This window comes from Vibrio artabrorum, from assembly GCF_024347295.1.
GTDB classification, from domain to species: Bacteria; Pseudomonadota; Gammaproteobacteria; order Enterobacterales; family Vibrionaceae; genus Vibrio; species Vibrio artabrorum.
Window position 1 is genome coordinate 850303 of record NZ_AP025459.1, and the last position, 18820, is coordinate 869122.

Sequence of the window (18820 nt, forward strand, 5' to 3'; positions counted from 1 at the left end):
TGTTTTAACGGCATGCATTCAAAGCCGATAAATCAAGCTGAATATTGAATTCATGACATTTGAAGGGAGAGTCAAATGGGAACAGATCTTCGACGCAAGGCCTCGCAGCGCACTCAGTTTTTCAGGTTAAATTTAGCCTCATGTGCAGTCATGCTGCCGCTTATTGCTCTACAACCCTCCGTTACTTACGCATCCGACACCGAATCCACTCCCGCCGTCACCGTTATTGAGACCACACAACTGGTTGGTTTTGGTGAAGCAAAATACCCAGCCGATTTTACTCACTTCGATTACGTTAATCCTGATGCGCCAAAGCAAGGCAAAGTGACCTATGGCAGCATAGGTACCTACGATAGCTTTAATCGATTCGGTTCCCGCGGCGTTGCAGCCAGCTATTCCGGTGAACTTTACGATACCTTGATGTATTCTCCGAACGACGAGATTGATGCGTATTATCCATTGATCGCTTCTAAGGTACGCTACGCCAGTGATTTCTCTTGGATGGAAATCGACATCAACCCAAACGCTAAATTCCAAGATGGTGAACCTATCACCGCACACGATGTCGCCTTCACTTTTGATAAATTTTCAAAAGAGGGGGTGCCTCAGTATCGTGTGTATTACAAAGATATCAAGTCAGTAAAAGCGGTCTCTGATTTGTTAGTTCGTATTGAAATGAACACGCCAAACCGCGAGAAACTGTTCAGCTTTGCGCAAAGCACGCGTGTATTACCGAAACATTTCTGGAAAGACAGAAAGCTATCTGAGCCTCTCAGTGAACCCCCCGTTGGTAGTGGTCCTTATAAGGTCATCAGCTATAAATCGGGCCAAAGTGTGACCTACGGTTTAGACGAAAACTACTGGGCTGCGGATCTACCTGTTAATGTTGGTCGCAATAACTTTAAGCAAGTGCAATATGACTACTACCGTGACGATACGGTAATGCTAGAAGCTTTTAAAGCAGGAGAGTTCGATCTTCGAATTGAGAACTCGGCTAAGTTCTGGGCCAACTCGTATACTGGGGCGAACTTTGATAAAGGCTATATCGTCAAAGAAGAGATCAACCATGAAAAGCCAGAAACGACTCAAGGCTTCATCTTCAATATCCAGTCTCCGGTATTTTCGGATCCTAAAGTGCGTGAAGCGCTAACCTACGCGATGGACTTTGAGTGGATGAACAAGAATATGTTCTATGGTCAGTACAAACGGACGCGCAGCTACTTCCAAAATACCGACTATGAAGCGAAGGGCTTGCCAAGTGAAGCTGAAGTGGCGTTGTTGTCTCAGTACAAAGACCAAATTCCGGCGCGTGTTTTCACCGATGAATTCCAGCCCTCAGTCACCGATGGCAGTGGCCGAATTCGCAGCCAGATGCGTACCGCTTTCAAATTGCTGAAAGAGGCAGGATGGGTGCTGAAGAACAAAGTCATGACCAACGAAAAGACCGGTAAGCCGATGTCATTTGAGTTGTTGATTTACAGCCCAACCATAGAACGTATCGCAACGCCGCTTCAAAAGAACCTGAAGCGCATGGGTATTGAGATGAAAATCCGTACCGTTGATACCACTCAGTACATCAAACGTCTTCGCGACCGTGACTTTGATATGGTCTCTTCATCGTTTGCTGCCAATTTTTATCCTAGTCCGAACTTAATGATCGTTTGGAATTCTAACTACATTGATTCGACTTACAATACAGCGGGTGTGATTGATCCTGTGGTGGATGCGTTAACAGAAGAAATTGCGCGTAACCAACAGCATCCTGATAAGCTTCTAACACTCGGCCGTTCACTTGACCGCGTATTACAGTGGAATTTCTACACTATCCCGCAGTGGCACGTGGGCGAATACCGCGTAGCGATGTGGGACAAGTTTGAGCGTCCGGCTGTATTGCCTAAATACGATTTAGGCATCGATACGTGGTGGATTTCAGAAGAGAAGGCAGCTTTGCTTCCTGAAAAACGTCGCTAGGGGTGAGTTAACATGGCTGCGTACATATTTCGACGCTTATTGTTGGTGATCCCCACGCTGTGGGCGATCATCACCATTAACTTTTTTATTATCCAGATTGCTCCAGGAGGTCCGGTAGAGCAGGCCATTGCTCAACTAGAAGGACACAATTCCGGTATTATGGAGCGCTTTTCTGGTGGTGGACAAGAAGTTGATTTAAGCGAAAGTGACCAAGCGTCTGCCAGTGGCTATAAAGGCTCTCGCGGGCTTGATCCTGAAGTGGTTGCAGAGATCAAAAAGCAGTTTGGTTTTGATAAGCCGGTTCACGTTCGCTACTTTGATATGTTGAAAAATTACGCGACCTTTAACTTCGGTGAAAGCCTGTTTAAGGGCGGTAACGTGATTGATTTGATCATCGAGCGACTGCCTGTTTCCATTTCATTAGGGTTATGGAGTACCTTAATCATCTACGTGATCTCGATACCTTTAGGCATTATGAAGGCGATACATCACGGATCCCGCTTTGATATTTGGTCGAGTGCGGTGGTGATTGTTGGCTACGCCGTTCCGGGCTTTTTGTTTGCGATTATCCTGATTATTTTGTTCGCGAGTGGTAACTACTTCAGTTGGTTCCCATTGCGTGGTTTGGTATCGAGTCACTTCGACCAGCTTAACTGGTATCAGCAAATTGGCGACTATTTCTGGCATTTAGCTTTGCCTATCTTTGCGATGGTCATCGGTGGCTTTGCAACACTCAGCATGCTGACCAAAAATTCCTTCCTTGATGAAATTAATAAGCAATATGTGGTGACCGCACGAGCAAAAGGTTTGGACGAGAGCAGCATTCTCTACAAGCACGTTTTCCGTAACGCGATGTTGATCATTATCGCCGGTTTTCCGAGCGCATTTATTAGTATTTTCTTCACGGGTTCTATGTTGATTGAAGTGATGTTTTCACTCGAAGGTATCGGTCTGCTTGGCTTTGAGTCGACCATTCAGCGAGATTACCCGGTGGTGTTCAGCTCTCTCTATATTATGACCTTGCTCGGCTTGCTGCTGAGCATTATCTCCGACCTGACGTATACCTGGGTTGATCCTCGAATTGATTTTGAAGCGCGTTAATGGCGAATGAATAAAAAGGTATTGATAATCAATGTTTAACAACCCTTTAGCTGAAGCTCGTTGGTTACGTTTTAAAGCAAACAAGCGTGGTTTTATCTCCCTTTGGATATTTACCATTCTGTTTGGACTGAGTCTGTTCGCCGAGATGATTGCCAACGATAAGCCACTTTTGGTTTCTTATGATAATCAGTGGTTTGTACCCATTATCAATCAGTATGCCGAGACCGAGTTTGGTGGCGAGTTTGAAACCGAAGCGGATTACAAAGACCCGTATGTTATCGAACTTATTGAAGACAGCGGTTACATCGTGTGGCCAATCATTCCGTTTAGCTACGATACGATAAACTTCGATATTTCAGGCGCGGTGCCATCGGAGCCAGATTCAGTCAACTGGCTCGGAACCGATGATAAAGGGCGCGATGTGTTAGCTCGCATCATTTATGGCTTTCGTATCTCTGTTCTGTTTGGTTTCATTCTGACGATTGTATCGAGCGTGATTGGTGTGGTTGTTGGGGCGACCCAAGGTTACTACGGTGGTTGGGTGGATCTGTTTGGTCAGCGCTTCATTGAAGTTTGGTCAGGGATGCCGACCCTGTTCTTGCTGATCATTCTATCGAGTTTTATCGAGCCGAACTTCTGGTGGCTGCTCGGAATTATGGTGCTGTTCAGTTGGATGAGTCTGGTTGGCATTGTTCGCGCCGAGTTCTTACGCTGCCGAAACTTTGATTATGTACGTGCCGCGCAAGCGATGGGTGTTGACGACAAACGCATTATGCTTCGTCACATGCTACCCAACGCGATGGTGGCTTCATTAACCATGATGCCGTTTATCCTTTCAGGCTCGGTCACCACATTAACCTCATTAGATTTCTTAGGCTTTGGTCTTCCTGCAGGTTCGCCTTCATTAGGTGAGCTGTTGGCGCAAGGTAAAGCGAACTTGCAAGCGCCTTGGCTTGGCATTTCTGCTTTCGTCGTGCTTTCACTGATGTTGACGTTACTGGTTTTCGTTGGTGAAGCGGTGCGTGATGCCTTCGATCCACATCAACAGAAGTAAGGATAGGTGATGACTTCAAATACAGTTCCTACTTCAAGATCAGCAACAGATTGTTCTGACAAGTCTCCAGTTCTAACCATCGATAAATTGTCGGTAGGGTTTGGAAGAAAGAAGGCGATAGAGCAGGTAACACACGATGTTTCGCTCGAAATATACAAAGGTGAAACACTGGCGTTGGTCGGAGAGAGTGGTTCAGGCAAATCGGTTACCGCTAATTCAGTATTGAAACTGCTGCCTAAAGGCTCAGCCCATTACTTGAACGGTAAGATTAATTTCTCTGGTACCGATATTCTGAGTTGTTCTGAAAGGCAATTGCGCGGGATTCGTGGTGGCCGCATCGGCATGATCTTCCAAGAACCCATGGTGTCGCTGAACCCGCTTCATCGAATTGATAAGCAACTGATTGAAACTCTTGCGATTCACCGAGGAATGCGAACCAACAAAGCGCAAGCCTTGGCGATAGAATGGCTTTCAAAGGTAGGTATTCGCTACCCAGAGCAAAAGATCTCCGCTTACCCACATGAGTTATCCGGTGGAGAGCGGCAACGTGTGATGATCGCAATGGCATTGATCAACGAACCAGAGCTGCTTATTGCTGACGAGCCGACGACCGCACTGGATGTGTCAGTACAAGCGCAGATCCTCGACCTTCTTAAAGACCTGCAGCAAGAGCTGGGTATGGCGATGCTTTTCATCACTCATGATTTAAGTATCGTTCGTAAGATTGCCGACAGAGTTGCAGTAATGAAAGACGGTCGCTTAGTCGAAAGCAACGACTGTCATACCCTGTTTAATGCGCCAGCTCATCCTTACACGCAAAAGCTTATCAACTCTGACCCGAAAGGCTTGCCTGTTCCTGTATCACCCGACAGCAAACCGCTACTCGATGTAAATCAACTGCGTGTTTGGTTCCCGATCACGGGCGGTTTATTCAAGCGAACCATTTCTCATGTTAAAGCTGTCACCGATATGGCGTTCACCTTGAAGAAAGGGCACTCAATCGGCCTGGTGGGTGAGAGTGGTTCTGGTAAATCGACGACCGGTATGGCGATACTTAAGCTGGTGGATAGTGAAGGGTCAATTATCTACTCGAGTGAACAGTTACAAGGTTTAGACCGCAAACAGATGCTTCCGTTTAGAAGCCGCATGCAAGTGGTCTTTCAAGACCCGTTCTCAGCATTGAATCCAAGAATGTCGGTCGCTCAGGTGATTGGTGAAGGTTTGTTAGTGCACCAACAATTGGATGACAATGAACTCGATCAACGCATCTGTGACGTAATGAAAGAGGTCGACTTAGACCCAGAAACTCGTCACCGTTATCCAAATGAGTTTTCTGGCGGTCAAAGGCAGCGTATTGCGATTGCTCGTGCTTTGATTTTAAAGCCAGAGTTTATCTTGCTTGATGAGCCAACATCGTCATTGGACAGAACCGTTCAAGCTCAAGTGTTGGATTTGCTGAAGTCACTTCAAGAAAAGTATGGCCTGACCTATTTGTTTATCAGTCATGATTTGAATGTCGTAAAATCTCTATGTCATTACACCATAGTGATGAAAGCTGGCGAAGTTATAGAGAAGGGGGACACTGAGACTTTGTTTGGTAATCCGCAACATGAATACACCAAGCAACTCGTCAGTCTTTCGAATATCGGTGGGGCGCTATAATGCAGGGGTTGTGGTTAAAACTGATGAGGTTCTGTTGAATTCAACATGGTTATTTTGACGTTTTACGATTACACTGCGGCCACTATTTCAGAAGTACATATTTAGGTAGAGGTCACCATGGACCAAGAACATTACGAAGACGCTGATTACGAAGGCCAAGAGCTCGGTGAAGAAGGCGAAGAGATTGAAATTGAAGCCATTGGTATTGATGTTTCTAGTCAGCCAATTGAGCTCTACAAAGTGTTTAAAATTGCTAACCTAGTGAGTGGTGGCGGTGAAGCTAAACACATCATCTCTGAAGGCTACGTAGCGGTAAATGGTGAGCTGGAAACGCGTAAGCGCCGTAAAATGTACGATGGTGATTTCTTTGAATTCAACCAAGAGTACTATGTAGTGGTATGTGATCAGCCAGTACAAGAAGAATCAGAAAAGCCAAAGAAGAAAGAAGCGTCTAAAAAAGATAATAAGGCGAAAAAAGGTCAGTCTAAAAAGGATTCTAAGAAGAAAGAATCTAAGAAAAGCACAGCAGAAATGTTGAGTGCTAAGGCTGAACCTAAGAAAGAGAAAAAAGAGAAAAAAGAGAACAAACCGAAAAAGAAAGCGGATACGCCAAAGCCCACTCGTGACGACAAAAGCGGCCGTAACTCAATTGAATTCTTCTAAGATTTAAGCAACATTTCACCTCACTTCGGTTTGGTGTTCAACCACTCTTAAAAGGCTCACTATTTAGTGAGCCTTTTTTGTCACTAAATTTTTTTGTCATTACATTAGGTGGGATAGTGAGTGGAGCCGTTAAGGGGGAGGGGACTGTATTTGTGGTTAGAGGTGTATGGATAGAGTTCAAATAGTGTTGGATAAAGGTCTAGTCCTGATGGACATTTATGGCGTGGGTAAAAGAATGTTCTGATAAGGGATATGTTTAGATATTAGGTTAGGCGAAGCTGAGGCGCGCTTATTTGAGTGGATCACACGGGGCGTGTTGATGTGACTTAGAATCACCGAAAGCAGAGAAAATGTAGTCTACCAACTTAAATAAGTTTTAAGTTGGTAGACTATTTACATATCAATAACTATTGACGTTTTATTATCAGTGACGAGTGCGAGAAGAAGTAAGTTCTACAGCACGTAACTGAGCAATGGCTTTTGCAAGTTCAAGTTGAGCTTGCGCAAAGTTAACGTCAACATTGCCTTTATTAATATTTTCTAGAGCAGCACGTTTTGCTTCTTCTGCTCGAGCGCGGTTAATGTCTTTACCATGCAATGCAGTATCTGCTAAAACCGTCACAACATCCGGTTGTACTTCAAGCAAACCACCAGAGATATACAGCACTTCTCCCTCTGATTTAGGGTCTGTAACAAACACGGTTACCCCTGGCTTAATTTTACTTAGAAGTGGAGAGTGACCAGGGCGAATACCCAGCTCACCGTCAGCTCCAGAAACGGCTAGGGCATGTGCCGGGCCTGAAAACAGTGTACCTTCCGCACTTACGATATTAAGTTGAAATGTATTATCTGTAACTCCGATAGCCATGATGCACCCTACCTCTTAGATTGATTTTGCTTTTTTAAGCACTTCGTCGATAGACCCACAATACAAGAATGCTTGCTCTGGGATATCGTCATATTGACCGCTTAACAGACCTTTAAAGCCTGATAGAGTTTCGCTTAACGGTACAAATACACCTTTCTGACCAGTAAATACTTCAGCAACGTGATAAGGCTGTGTTAAGAAACGTTCAATCTTACGAGCACGAGATACAGTCTGTTTATCTTCAGTAGACAGCTCGTCCATACCAAGAATCGCAATGATGTCTTTTAGTTCTTTGTAGCGTTGCAGCGTTGTTTGTACTTTTTGTGCAATGTCGTAGTGCTCTTGACCAACAACAAGAGGGTCCAATTGGCGAGATGTTGAATCCAATGGGTCAATTGCTGGGTATAGACCTAATGCAGCGATATTACGCGATAGTACAACGGTCGCATCCAAGTGGGCAAACGTTGTTGCTGGTGATGGGTCAGTCAAGTCATCCGCAGGTACGTATACCGCTTGGATAGAAGTGATAGAGCCTTGTTTAGTCGAGGTGATACGTTCTTGAAGAACACCCATCTCTTCCGCCAGCGTTGGTTGGTAACCTACCGCTGAAGGCATACGACCTAGCAGTGCTGATACTTCTGTTCCCGCAAGTGTATAACGGTAGATGTTATCAATGAACAATAGTACATCACGACCTTCATCACGGAAACGCTCTGCCATAGTCAGGCCAGTAAGTGCAACACGTAGACGGTTTCCTGGTGGCTCGTTCATTTGACCGTAAACCATCGCAACTTTGTCTAATACACCCGCTTCTTTCATCTCGTAGTAGAAGTCGTTACCTTCACGAGTTCGTTCACCTACACCTGTAAATACAGACAGACCTGAGTGAGCTTTAGCGATGTTGTTGATAAGTTCCATCATGTTGACGGTTTTACCTACACCAGCACCACCGAACAGACCGATTTTACCACCTTTTGCGAACGGACAAATAAGGTCGATAACCTTAACGCCTGTCTCAAGAAGCTCAGTGCTGTTTGCTTGCTCTTCATAAGAAGGTGCTTCACGGTGAATTTGATAGTTTTCTTTTTCGCCGATTTCACCACATTCATCAATAGGCTGACCAAGAACGTTCATGATGCGTCCAAGGGTCTCTTCGCCCACAGGAACGGTGATCGGAGAACCTGTATTTTCAACGGTTAGACCACGACGCAAGCCATCTGACGTACCCATAGCGATACAACGAACAATACTGCCACCCAGCTGTTGCTGAACTTCTAATACCAGCGAACCTGCTTCGTCGCCAGTTACTCTCAATGCATCGTAAACGCGAGGGCTATTATCGCCACTAAACTCGACGTCAACCACCGCACCGATAACTTTAACTATTTTTCCAACACTCATCTTTAAATCCTCAAATTCTATTTTTAACCCTACACCGCCTGGGCTCCTGAGACTATTTCACTCAGTTCTTGGGTAATGGCAGCCTGTCGCGCTTTGTTGTATACCAACTGCAAATCATCAATGAGTTGACCTGCGTTATCGGTAGCGGCTTTCATGGCTACCATGCGGGCTGCTTGTTCACAGGCGATGCTCTCAACGATGCCTTGATACACTTGTGATTCAACGTATCGGTGCAACAGTTCTGAGAGTAGGTCTTGTGGTGCTTGTTCATAGATGTAGTCCCAACGACGTGCCTTTCTTGCCTCTCCATCGGCTTCTGTATCAGAAGGGTGGGGGAGCAATTGTAAGGTCGTTGGTTCTTGAACCATGGTGTTGACGAACTGGTTGTAAACGAGATACAAACTGTCAATCTTACCTTCATCATAATGACCTAGCATCGCATTGACGGTGCCTAAGATATCTTCGAGTTTAGGTGTGTCACCAAGGCCAGCCACTTGTGCGATAACATTACCGCTGCGTTGGAAAAAGGAGATAGCTTTCGAACCAATTAAGGTTGTTTCTACCTCTACGCCTTTGGCGCGCCACTGATCCATATCTTCTAACACTTTCTTGAACAAGTTTGAGTTCAAGCCACCACATAACCCCCGATCGGATGAAATAATGATGTATGCAACACGCTTTGGTTCACGCTGTTGAAGATAAGGGTGCTGGTACTCCAGAGAACCCGATGCGACATGAGAGATAACTTTACGCATGTTCTCAGCATATGGACGTGTTAACGCCATATTGTCCTGAACTTTACGCATCTTACTTGCCGCAACCATTTCCATTGCACTGGTGATTTTCTGAGTGTTACTAACACTACTTATCTTGGTGCGAATTTCTTTAGTATTTGCCATTATCTGCTCCTATTTGTTTAGATTTCCAGCCAACAAACCGGAGCTTTTACCAAGCTTTCAACGCGACAAAGTTAGTCAACAGCTCGCCAAGAGCAGCATCAATTTCGTCGTTGTAGTCACCTTTAGCGTTGATTTTATCGAACAATTCTGGGCTTTGAGATTTTGCATAAGCAATAAGCTCTTCCTCAAAACGTGCGATTTTGCTCAACTCTACATCTGCCAAATAGCCTTTCTCTACAGCGTAGATAACCGTTGCTTGTTCAGCGACAGACATAGGGGAGTATTGCTTTTGTTTCATTAACTCTGTTACACGCTCACCATGGTCAAGCTGTTTGCGAGTTGTTTCATCTAAGTCAGAAGAAAATTGAGCAAATGCTGCTAACTCACGGTATTGAGCCAATGACGTACGGATGCCACCAGATAATTTCTTAATAATTTTACATTGTGCAGCACCACCAACACGAGATACCGAAATACCTGGGTCGACAGCTGGACGCAAGCCTGAGTTAAATAGTTGGGTTTGAAGGAAAACCTGACCATCGGTGATAGAGATTACGTTCGTTGGTACAAACGCTGATACATCCCCAGCTTGAGTTTCAATGATTGGAAGCGCTGTTAATGAACCGGTTTGGCCTTTAACTTCACCTTTAGTGAACTTCTCAACATATTCTGCATTTACTCTTGCCGCACGTTCTAGAAGGCGAGAGTGGAGGTAGAATACGTCACCAGGGAAGGCTTCACGACCCGGTGGACGTTTTAGTAGCAATGAGATTTGACGGTAAGCGACAGCTTGTTTTGATAGGTCATCGTAGATGATCAGCGCGTCTTCACCACGGTCACGGAAGTATTCACCCATCGTACAACCTGCATATGGAGCAAGGTATTGAAGTGCTGCTGATTCTGATGCAGAAGCGACAACGACGATGGTGTTTTTAAGTGCATCGTGATCTTCAAGCTTACGAACAACGTTCGCAATAGTGGATGCTTTTTGGCCAATTGCCACATACACACATTTGATGCCTGAATCTTTTTGGTTGATGATTGCGTCGATTGCTAAAGCAGTTTTACCCGTCTGACGGTCACCGATGATAAGCTCACGCTGACCACGACCGATTGGCACCATGGTATCTACGGCTTTGTAACCAGTTTGAATAGGTTGATCCACTGACTTACGTTCGATTACACCTGGTGCAATAACTTCTACTGGATCAAGTTGGTCAAAACTAATGCTGCCTTTACCATCAATTGGTTCACCAAGAGTGTTTACCACACGGCCTAAAAGTCCATTACCTACTGGTACTTCCAAGATACGACCAGTACCTTTTACTTTCATACCTTCAGAAAGGTCAGTGTAGGGGCCCATAACAACAGCGCCAACTGAATATTGATCAAGGTTAAGTGCTAGAGCGTACTTGCCACCAGGTAACTCGATCATTTCGCCTTGCATTACGTCAGCAAGTCCATTAATTGTGATGATACCATCACGAACCGATACTATCGTACCTTCGTTGCGAGCCTCGGTGCTCACATTAAATTTCGCGATTCGCTCTTTAATTAAATCGCTAATTTCGTTTGAATTTAATTGCATATTTGTTACCTATCTCGCGTGAAGTTGATTAGCTAATCGGCTAATTGATGTATTTAAGGAGCCATCGATGACGGTCTCACCCGCTTTGATTATGACCCCACCAACCAGTGTGTCATCGATAACCTGCTCCAGTTCAACCTGACGCTCTAATTTTTTCTCAAGTGCAACTGTTAGCGATGCAACTTGATCTTGTGTAAGCAATTCCGAACTTGTGACAGTGACAGGAATTACACGTTCGTGTTCATCCTTTAGCTCGCTGAACAAGTTAAACAGCTCTTTTACAACGGAAAGACGGCCATTCTCAGCCAAGACTTTGATGAGGTTTACGACGTGGTCGTCAACAAGTCCTTGGCAAATGCTAATGATGAGGTCAGCCAGCTCTTCCGTTTGTTGGGTGCGAGCTCCGTCTGCTGAGGAAATCTCATTCGCAATAGTCTCTTCTTCAGTGACAGCGACGAGAATTGACAGCATTGAGTGCCACTCTTGCAACTTGTTTTCACCTAAAGCAAAGTCAAACGAAGCTTTAGCGTAGGGATGAGCAATACTGGTGTAATCTGACATATTGCCTCCGTTTAGAGTTCGCTTATTAATTGGTCAACTAACGCTCGGTTCGTTTCAGAGTCGAGGTTTTTGTTGATCAATTTCTGTGCGCTTTCAATTACAGCGTCTGCCATACTCGCCTGAAGTTCACGGCGTATCTTTTGACGTTCGCCTTCTAGCTCAGCTCTACCTTGTTCTAAGATACGTGCCTTTTCTTGCTCAGCTTCTTGTTGAGCTAAGCTAATGATTTCGCTGCGGCGTTTTTTGCCTTGCTCAATCAGTTCAGTGACGTTTCTTTTCGCATCATCGATGAGCTGTGCGCCATTTGCTTTCGCCATTTCTAGCTCTTTCGCAGCATTCTCTGAGTGGCGTAAACCATCAGCGATTTCTTTTTGGCGCTCGTCTAACATCGCGGTGAGAGGGGGCCATACATATTTCATGCATAGCCAAACAAAAATCACGAATGAGATTGCTTGACCGAACATGCTTGCATTTAAGTTCATACCTTCCTCGCTAAATCTTGATTATTTACAAATCGATCTTTTAAAAGCTTTTTAATTAAGCTACGGCGAAGATGATGTATAGACCGATACCAACACCAATCATCGGTACAGCATCAACAAGACCCATCATGATGAAGAATTGAGTACGAAGCATTGGAGTAAGATCCGGTTGACGCGCAACGCCTTCAAGGTACTTACCTGCTAAGTTACCAATACCAGATGCTGCACCCGCTGCACCTAAACCGATCAGTAATGCACCTGCTACATATAAAACTGCGCTTACGATATCCATTTGTATCTCCGATAAATAATTGTTGGTTAAATTTTAAATTTTTTTATTGATTAGTGGTGTTCTTCTGTTGCCATCGCAAGATAAACAACGGTGAGTACCATAAATATAAATGCTTGTAGGAATACGATTAGTATGTGGAATAAAGCCCATGGAACACTTAGTGCCCATTGCATCCACCAAGGCATTAATGCGATAAGAATGAATATCATTTCACCCGCATACATGTTTCCGAATAAACGTAAACCTAGTGATATTGGTTTTGAAATTAGAGTGATTAATTCAAGAATAAAGTTAACAGGGTATAAAAGAGGGTTGTCAAACGGTTGAGTCGTTAGCTCTTTGATAAAGCCTTTTAAGCCTTTATTTTTAAATGTATAGGTTAACAGTAGAATAAACACACCCAATGCCATCGACATTGGTATATTTACGTCTGCCGTTGGCAGGTCTCTAAAGTGGCCAAGCCCCATTAAACGAGTCAATACTGGTATTAAATCGATAGGTAATAGGTCAACTGCATTCATTAACAACACCCAAACAAAAGTGGTTAATGCCAGTGGTCCAATTAATTTGTCCTCCGCTTGAAAAATTTCTTTAACTAGATTATTAACAAACTCAAAGATAACCTCGATAAAACATTGGAAGCGACCTGGAACACCGCTTGTGCCCTTGGTGACTACATATCGAAAAGCACCAATGAACAGTAAGCCTGTAATCCAAGATACCAACATTGAGTCAATGTTAAACGCCCAGAAACCATCACCTGAAGTTAAAAATGTTAAGTGATGCTCTATATATTCGTGAGCGGTAGTGATTTGATCCATACTACGCGTACTCCGATCTATTAGAAGTGGTAATAAATGGTGTCAAGAAGTATCCAACCATAGTGAAGATATACGCATATAATATTACTGGGTTATCAAGTTTTAAAAACTTAAATACCAAAATAAACATTAAAAACGTATATATTATTTTAACTACACGACTCATTTGCATTAAGTCGCGCAAGCTATAATTAGGATTTTTCCGTACCTTTAGGCTTGCATATATAAAACCAAGCAGTGGTGGAATTATCGCCATGACGATACCCAAAACTGAAGATTCCATATCTAATTTATTACCAAAAAACACTTCAAATAAAACTACACCGATGGCTAATATTACTTGGCAAAGAACGACTGTTTTAGCAGCAACAAGAATGTCGCTAGTGATCCCATCAAGCCTCATAAAAAACCTTCAATTAAGCAGTGTAACTTAATACAAAAAACAGACTCCATTTAACTTGTTTTTAAAAGCTAAATATTGGCTATTTTTCATACCCCCTGACGAAGCGAAGTGACATAAATCACAACCGTTTCGACATGGTATAAATTACGCTTAAACTTCTGTGATCTAAACGACAAATATCGATATCAATAATTCCATTTTTGGAAAAGTCGATTTTCATTTATGAGAATTATGTGTCTATAACAATATTTGTGGCCTTTTAAGGTGTTTTAATTTTGACTGATTCGGTTTTTTCTAAAAATCAGAGTCTAATATGAACTCAGTTCCATTTTTTGGTTTACATAAAATCAATGACTTATGAATTTTGTGAGGTTAATCTTTGAGCGATATGTTACTCACGATAAAATCAACATTTAATTCGCTGTGTAATCCATTTTGTGTCGACAGCTGAGTCATCACAACGCTTTGTGTTGCCTAACAAGCCTTTTATTCGCGTTGCTATACGGCTTTGTTGCGTAATTAAATTTAGAGATAGAGCCACCCCGTTTCGCGTATTCCTTAGTCAATACGACAAGTTTCAGGCATACCTAACCCAGTAAGCTTGTTCAACGCTTTTATCATCGCGTAAGTTTCACCCACCTGTGCATTGTAATTTCTTAAGCTCAGTTGCCCTCCTAGCAACTGTTTAACTCGATACATTGCTGTTTCTGAGAGTGAACGTTTGTGGTATCCATACCGCTCTTTCCAATACTTATTTGAGCCGTATAATTTCTGGCAACCCACGGCGAGATTTCGAGGGTGACCACGCTCCCAGAAGGCTGCCCCTTCTCTTGGGGGAATAAGCGCAATGGCTCCCTTAATCTTAATAGCAGCGTGACACGCTCTCGTGTCGTAAGCGCCATCACCAGACACCTCAAGGATACTTCGGCGTGTTTGTTTCAGTAAGTTAGGGAATACTTCTCCATCTGTAACCGTCGATAAACTTAGCTCGGCGGCAATGATCTCATGAGTGTTGGTATCGACGGCAATATGAAGCTTTCTCCAGACTCTACGCTTGCCATCCGTCCCGTGTTTTTTGACTTTCCATTCACCTTCGCCATAAACCTTAAGGCCAGTTGAATCAATGGCTAGGTGTTGTATCGCTCCTCTCGTTTTAGTCTTAAATGAAACCTCAACTTGCTTGGCTCTACGACTGATGCAGGTGTAATGCGGACAACTTAACGGTACATGGGCTAACCTAAATATCGAGTCGATAAATCCTTGAAGCGCTCTCAATGGCATAGAAAAAACTCGTTTCACCATGAGTGCTGTCGTGATAGCTAAATCACTGAACCGACGCGGCCTCCCGCGCTTATTCTGTTTACTTTGCGCCCACCCGCTTATTGCTTCTTCATCAATCCAAAAGGTCAGAGAGCCACGGTTAATGAGTGATTGGTTGTATTGCTTCCAGTTGGTTGTTTTGTAACGAGGCTTAGGCATAGGGCTACGAGAGAGGGGGGAGGTAGCTGATCAGATCGTAGGTTCTTGATTTAGTTCCATTGAATTACGCAACAAAGCCTTGCTATACTTTCATTATTGATGTATCGCAACCCTTATGACGTGGTTCTATCGTATTCAAACGGGTAATTTGAAGAACAATCTCGATTAAATCCAAGCCCCTACCGAACTCACGGTGAATAATATAGGTAATTAAAAGCAAATAATAAGGTATAGATGAGAAGTATTGAGTAGGGTTAAAGGTGGATTTGAGTGAGATAAAACCGCCTATAAAGTCATCGTATAGTGCTGAGTTTATTGAGTGCGACTGACGGTTAAGCTCAGCCCAATATTTTGACTAGAAGACGAGATATTTGAGATCGATAGACTTTCCGGCCGTGAATATCAAACTTGCTATGTTCGTTGGTCAATCGACACGATGTAGACGTCGATTGATGCTTCTTTTTCCTGTCATTCTTCGTAGTTGAGGTACTGAATACATAAGTCATGAAACGCTTGAGCTTGGGGAGAAATGGTACGGTCAGACAGCCTGAAGATACCAATTTGACGTTGTAAGGGCGGGTCAATTAATGGAATCCACACCAAGCGGGTTTCATTGGTTGGGAATGCCAATTTAGGTAGTGTGGTCACTCCGATACCGAGCTCCAACACTGAAAATAGCGAAGTAATGTTCTCCACAGAGTACAGAGCTTGTTCGCTGAGCATTCTTGCAGGTGTCGAATCAAGTAGCGTACACGTCCCGTTGCGAATGAAGGGTTGTTTTAACAAAGTTTGCCACTCTATTCCTTGTTGTTGAGAGGCGATAGGGTTGTCTTTGAGACACACCACTCCGATAGGATCGGACAGCAAAGGTGTGAAGTTGATGCTCTCTTTTTCTAAGTTTGAGCTATTACCCAGAGCGAGATCGACCTCTCCTGAGAGCAATTTAGCTTCGACACTTGCGGCGTTATCATCAATTAAGCTGACCTCAACATGGGGGTATTGCTCACAAAATGCGCCTAGAACACTCGGAATCAGCTTCGCCGCTACCGACGGCACGCTTGCGATTCGAACCCGTCCTTGTTGACCAGCTGCTGCTGCGCGCAGATCATTATCTAATGCTTTGTAAACATTCAAGAATTGAGTGATTTTTGGAAGGCATATTTCTCCAAACGGCGTCAATGTCGATTTGTTACCTGTTTCAAATAGCCGCTGTCCGAGTATTTTTTCCAGCTCTTTTATTGAGGTTGAAAGCGCCGCCTGCGATCGATTTGCTCGGTGAGATGCCGATCTAAATCCACCTTCTTCGACCACCCAAACAAAATGCTTCAACTGTTGTAGCTTAATTGTCATAGCACTGATCCTTCTGTAGCCCTTGATCTACCTTACTTTTTGCAAGGTGATAGGTTTTTCTTATCAAATGCACAAAATTTACCGTTAGATTTATCATGCGTCAAGGTTCAGTATTTAACCACATCGAAACATAGTTGTTACAAAGTTGGGCAGAATCGTGAACGCACAAATTAAAAAACACCCAGTTAAAACCGAGCTTTTTGCTTCTAAAGCACCTTTAGAGTGGGCCATCGTTAACAACGGCACGTTATATACCGCGCAGATTCCAATTGATGAGATGGGTGCAGTGGTCGAGGGTGGTATCGAAGCGCAAACGCGTCAGATTTTTAACAATCTGGCTCATACGTTGGAGTGTGCAGGCGAATCTATGGATTCAGTGCTGCAAGTGCTGATTTACGTGACAGACCGTGAATACCTAAAAACGGTAAACCGCGTATACGGAGAGTACTTCAATGCACCCTATCCAAACCGTGCGGCAGTGGTCGTTGCAGGGTTAGCAAGAGAAGAAATGTTGGTCGAATTCGTGGTTTATGCATCGGTCGCTTACCCTGAATTGTGATCCTTTGAATACAAGATTTACTCGTTACGTTCGTTAAGAATTAATACCTTATTAATGCATGAGATGGTTGCCAGACTCAACCTCAGCCAAACCTTTACAAGGACACAATAATGACTCAATTACAGAATGTTCAACCAGAGAGTGCACTTTACATAGGCGGTGAATGGCAATCAGGTCTCAGCATCGTTGCGAACATTAACCCATCCGATATCTCTGAAAACATTGGTGACTTTGCTCAAGCCAGTACAGAGCAAGTTAAGCAAGCGATTTCAGCGGCCAAGCACGCTCAGCCTGAGTGGGAAAAAACGCCGATTGAACGCAAACAAGCGGTACTTCAAGCAATTGGTGATGAGCTGATTGCACGTTGCGATGAGCTAGGAAGGTTGCTTTCTCGTGAAGAAGGTAAGCCTTTTGCTGAAGGTCGTGGCGAAATTTACCGTGCAGGTCAGTTCTTCCAATACTTTGCAGCGGAAGTACTTCGTCAAATAGGCGATAACGCGGAATCGGTACGCCCCGGCGTTTCGGTTGAGGTGACTCGTGAGGCGGTCGGTGTTATCGGCATTATCTCTCCTTGGAATTTCCCAACGGCAACCGCGGCTTGGAAAATCGCTCCAGCACTGGCTTTCGGTAACAGCGTTATCTGGAAACCGGCAAACCTTACTCCCGCTAGTGCGGTGGCACTTACAGAGATCATCCACCGTCAAGGTATCCCAGCCGGCACGTTTAACCTTGTGCTTGGCAGCGGATCCACTGTCGGTGATGCGTTGATCAACGCTAAAGATGTGAACGGGGTGAGCTTTACAGGCTCTGTTGATACCGGCCGTAAGGTAGCCGCTGCTACAGCGCCAAACTTCGTTCGCTGCCAATTAGAAATGGGCAGTAAGAATGCACTGGTGATTGCAGATGATGCAGATATCCAAACCGCCGTTGATGCCACGATCGCCGGTTCGTTTTCAGGTGCGGGTCAAAAATGTACTGCATCTTCTCGTCTTGTGGTTATGGATGGCATTCATGACCAATACGTTGACGCACTGATCAAACGTATGAGCGAGCTTAAAGTAGGGCACGCATTGGAAGACGGTGTGTTCATGGGCCCAGTCGTTGATGGCAATCAACTTGAAGCAAACCTAAGTTGGGTTGAGAAAGCGCGTCAAAGCGGTGGTGAGCTGGCATTCGGTGGCGAACGCTTGAGCATGCAACACGAAGGTTTCTACATGTCTCCAACGCTATTCTTGAACACGAAGAACGATTGGGAAGTGAACCAAGAAGAGGTGTTTGCACCCATGGCCAGTGTGATTCGTGTGGCTGATTTAGAGGAAGCTATCGCGACGACCAACGATACTCGCTTTGGTCTAACGGGGGGCATCATCACTCAAAGCTTACGCGCGAGCGCGATGTTCAAGCAACAAGCGCAGACAGGTTGTGTGATGGTGAACCTACCGACAGCGGGCACGGATTACCATGTACCGTTTGGTGGTCGTAAAGAGTCGAGCTTCGGCCCTCGTGAGCAAGGTCAGTACGCGAAAGAGTTCTACACGGTAGTCAAGACGGCTTACCAACGTCCTTATTAATTAGCTTTTTGCGAATAAGAATTGGTCTGAATCTCAGAGTCAGGCCAACATTCAAACCTAACGCAGTAAATGACATTTAACCTGTGATTTCACCC

At 44.3% G+C, this 18820-nt stretch carries 18 protein-coding genes; 7 read left to right on the plus strand and 11 right to left on the minus strand.

Annotated elements, in window-relative coordinates; translation table 11 throughout:
• The first annotated feature begins 75 nt into the window (after positions 1-75).
• From OCU36_RS17915 to OCU36_RS17935, 5 genes are all read left to right on the plus strand, one after another.
• Positions 76-1971, plus strand: coding sequence for an extracellular solute-binding protein (locus OCU36_RS17915; protein ID WP_261839860.1), 1896 nt, complete (start codon positions 76-78; stop codon positions 1969-1971).
• Between the two features lie 12 nt (positions 1972-1983).
• Entirely contained in the window at positions 1984-3072 is a 1089-nt protein-coding gene (locus OCU36_RS17920; protein ID WP_261839861.1) for a microcin C ABC transporter permease YejB, read from the plus strand.
• 31 nt (positions 3073-3103) lie between these two features.
• Positions 3104-4126 (plus strand): ABC transporter permease, encoded by a 1023-nt coding sequence (locus OCU36_RS17925; RefSeq protein WP_261839862.1) that lies wholly within the window; start codon positions 3104-3106, stop codon positions 4124-4126.
• Positions 4127-4135: 9 nt separating this feature from the next.
• Positions 4136-5788, plus strand: coding sequence for a microcin C ABC transporter ATP-binding protein YejF (gene yejF / locus OCU36_RS17930; protein ID WP_261839863.1), 1653 nt, complete (start codon positions 4136-4138; stop codon positions 5786-5788).
• Between the two features lie 117 nt (positions 5789-5905).
• Positions 5906-6451 carry an RNA-binding S4 domain-containing protein gene (locus OCU36_RS17935; RefSeq protein ID WP_261839864.1) on the plus strand — a complete coding sequence of 182 codons (546 nt, stop codon included), beginning with the start codon at positions 5906-5908 and terminating at the stop codon, positions 6449-6451.
• Between the two features lie 424 nt (positions 6452-6875).
• Here the strand turns inward: OCU36_RS17935 and OCU36_RS17940 are convergent, their stop codons facing one another.
• From OCU36_RS17940 to OCU36_RS17990, 11 genes are all read right to left on the minus strand, one after another.
• Positions 6876-7319 carry a F0F1 ATP synthase subunit epsilon gene (locus OCU36_RS17940; RefSeq protein WP_261839865.1) on the minus strand — a complete coding sequence of 148 codons (444 nt, stop codon included), beginning with the start codon at positions 7317-7319 and terminating at the stop codon, positions 6876-6878.
• Between the two features lie 15 nt (positions 7320-7334).
• Positions 7335-8720, minus strand: coding sequence for a F0F1 ATP synthase subunit beta (atpD, locus tag OCU36_RS17945; RefSeq protein ID WP_261839866.1), 1386 nt, complete (start codon positions 8718-8720; stop codon positions 7335-7337).
• Positions 8721-8749: 29 nt separating this feature from the next.
• Positions 8750-9619 (minus strand): F0F1 ATP synthase subunit gamma, encoded by an 870-nt coding sequence (atpG, locus tag OCU36_RS17950; protein ID WP_261839867.1) that lies wholly within the window; start codon positions 9617-9619, stop codon positions 8750-8752.
• Between the two features lie 46 nt (positions 9620-9665).
• Positions 9666-11207 carry a F0F1 ATP synthase subunit alpha gene (gene atpA / locus OCU36_RS17955; RefSeq protein WP_261839868.1) on the minus strand — a complete coding sequence of 514 codons (1542 nt, stop codon included), beginning with the start codon at positions 11205-11207 and terminating at the stop codon, positions 9666-9668.
• A gap of 9 nt (positions 11208-11216) precedes the next feature.
• Entirely contained in the window at positions 11217-11768 is a 552-nt protein-coding gene (locus tag OCU36_RS17960; protein ID WP_261839869.1) for a F0F1 ATP synthase subunit delta, read from the minus strand.
• Between the two features lie 11 nt (positions 11769-11779).
• A complete protein-coding gene (locus OCU36_RS17965; protein WP_261839870.1) occupies positions 11780-12250 on the minus strand; it encodes a F0F1 ATP synthase subunit B in 471 nt (156 codons plus the stop codon).
• A 55-nt stretch (positions 12251-12305) separates the two neighbouring features.
• Complete coding sequence (gene atpE / locus OCU36_RS17970) at positions 12306-12542, minus strand: F0F1 ATP synthase subunit C (protein ID WP_004730405.1); 237 nt, start codon at positions 12540-12542, stop codon at positions 12306-12308.
• A 50-nt stretch (positions 12543-12592) separates the two neighbouring features.
• Positions 12593-13363 (minus strand): F0F1 ATP synthase subunit A, encoded by a 771-nt coding sequence (gene atpB / locus OCU36_RS17975; RefSeq protein WP_261839871.1) that lies wholly within the window; start codon positions 13361-13363, stop codon positions 12593-12595.
• Position 13364: 1 nt separating this feature from the next.
• Entirely contained in the window at positions 13365-13766 is a 402-nt protein-coding gene (locus OCU36_RS17980) for an ATP synthase subunit I (protein ID WP_261839872.1), read from the minus strand.
• A 558-nt stretch (positions 13767-14324) separates the two neighbouring features.
• Complete coding sequence (locus tag OCU36_RS17985) at positions 14325-15245, minus strand: IS5 family transposase (RefSeq protein WP_261839023.1); 921 nt, start codon at positions 15243-15245, stop codon at positions 14325-14327.
• 468 nt (positions 15246-15713) lie between these two features.
• Entirely contained in the window at positions 15714-16595 is an 882-nt protein-coding gene (locus OCU36_RS17990) for a LysR family transcriptional regulator (protein ID WP_261839873.1), read from the minus strand.
• Positions 16596-16752: 157 nt separating this feature from the next.
• Here OCU36_RS17990 and OCU36_RS17995 point away from each other — a divergent pair, with 157 nt between their 5' ends.
• Together OCU36_RS17995 and OCU36_RS18000 are read left to right on the plus strand one after the other, a co-directional pair.
• Entirely contained in the window at positions 16753-17154 is a 402-nt protein-coding gene (locus OCU36_RS17995; RefSeq protein ID WP_261839874.1) for a RidA family protein, read from the plus strand.
• A 110-nt stretch (positions 17155-17264) separates the two neighbouring features.
• Positions 17265-18725 (plus strand): aldehyde dehydrogenase family protein, encoded by a 1461-nt coding sequence (locus OCU36_RS18000; protein ID WP_261839875.1) that lies wholly within the window; start codon positions 17265-17267, stop codon positions 18723-18725.
• Positions 18726-18820: the final 95 nt, after the last annotated feature.

Coding starts and splice junctions, on each gene's coding strand:
- OCU36_RS17940 (WP_261839865.1), bottom strand. CDS start 7,319: ATGGCTATCGGAGTTACAGATAATACATTTCAACTTAATATCGTAAGT.
- OCU36_RS17925 (WP_261839862.1), top strand. CDS start 3,104: ATGTTTAACAACCCTTTAGCTGAAGCTCGTTGGTTACGTTTTAAAGCA.
- atpB (WP_261839871.1), bottom strand. CDS start 13,363: ATGGATCAAATCACTACCGCTCACGAATATATAGAGCATCACTTAACA.
- atpA (WP_261839868.1), bottom strand. CDS start 11,207: ATGCAATTAAATTCAAACGAAATTAGCGATTTAATTAAAGAGCGAATC.
- atpG (WP_261839867.1), bottom strand. CDS start 9,619: ATGGCAAATACTAAAGAAATTCGCACCAAGATAAGTAGTGTTAGTAAC.
- OCU36_RS17990 (WP_261839873.1), bottom strand. CDS start 16,595: ATGACAATTAAGCTACAACAGTTGAAGCATTTTGTTTGGGTGGTCGAA.
- OCU36_RS17920 (WP_261839861.1), top strand. CDS start 1,984: ATGGCTGCGTACATATTTCGACGCTTATTGTTGGTGATCCCCACGCTG.
- OCU36_RS18000 (WP_261839875.1), top strand. CDS start 17,265: ATGACTCAATTACAGAATGTTCAACCAGAGAGTGCACTTTACATAGGC.
- OCU36_RS17915 (WP_261839860.1), top strand. CDS start 76: ATGGGAACAGATCTTCGACGCAAGGCCTCGCAGCGCACTCAGTTTTTC.
- OCU36_RS17985 (WP_261839023.1), bottom strand. CDS start 15,245: ATGCCTAAGCCTCGTTACAAAACAACCAACTGGAAGCAATACAACCAA.
- OCU36_RS17965 (WP_261839870.1), bottom strand. CDS start 12,250: ATGAACTTAAATGCAAGCATGTTCGGTCAAGCAATCTCATTCGTGATT.
- OCU36_RS17980 (WP_261839872.1), bottom strand. CDS start 13,766: ATGAGGCTTGATGGGATCACTAGCGACATTCTTGTTGCTGCTAAAACA.
- OCU36_RS17960 (WP_261839869.1), bottom strand. CDS start 11,768: ATGTCAGATTACACCAGTATTGCTCATCCCTACGCTAAAGCTTCGTTT.
- yejF (WP_261839863.1), top strand. CDS start 4,136: ATGACTTCAAATACAGTTCCTACTTCAAGATCAGCAACAGATTGTTCT.
- atpD (WP_261839866.1), bottom strand. CDS start 8,720: ATGAGTGTTGGAAAAATAGTTAAAGTTATCGGTGCGGTGGTTGACGTC.
- atpE (WP_004730405.1), bottom strand. CDS start 12,542: ATGGATATCGTAAGCGCAGTTTTATATGTAGCAGGTGCATTACTGATC.
- OCU36_RS17935 (WP_261839864.1), top strand. CDS start 5,906: ATGGACCAAGAACATTACGAAGACGCTGATTACGAAGGCCAAGAGCTC.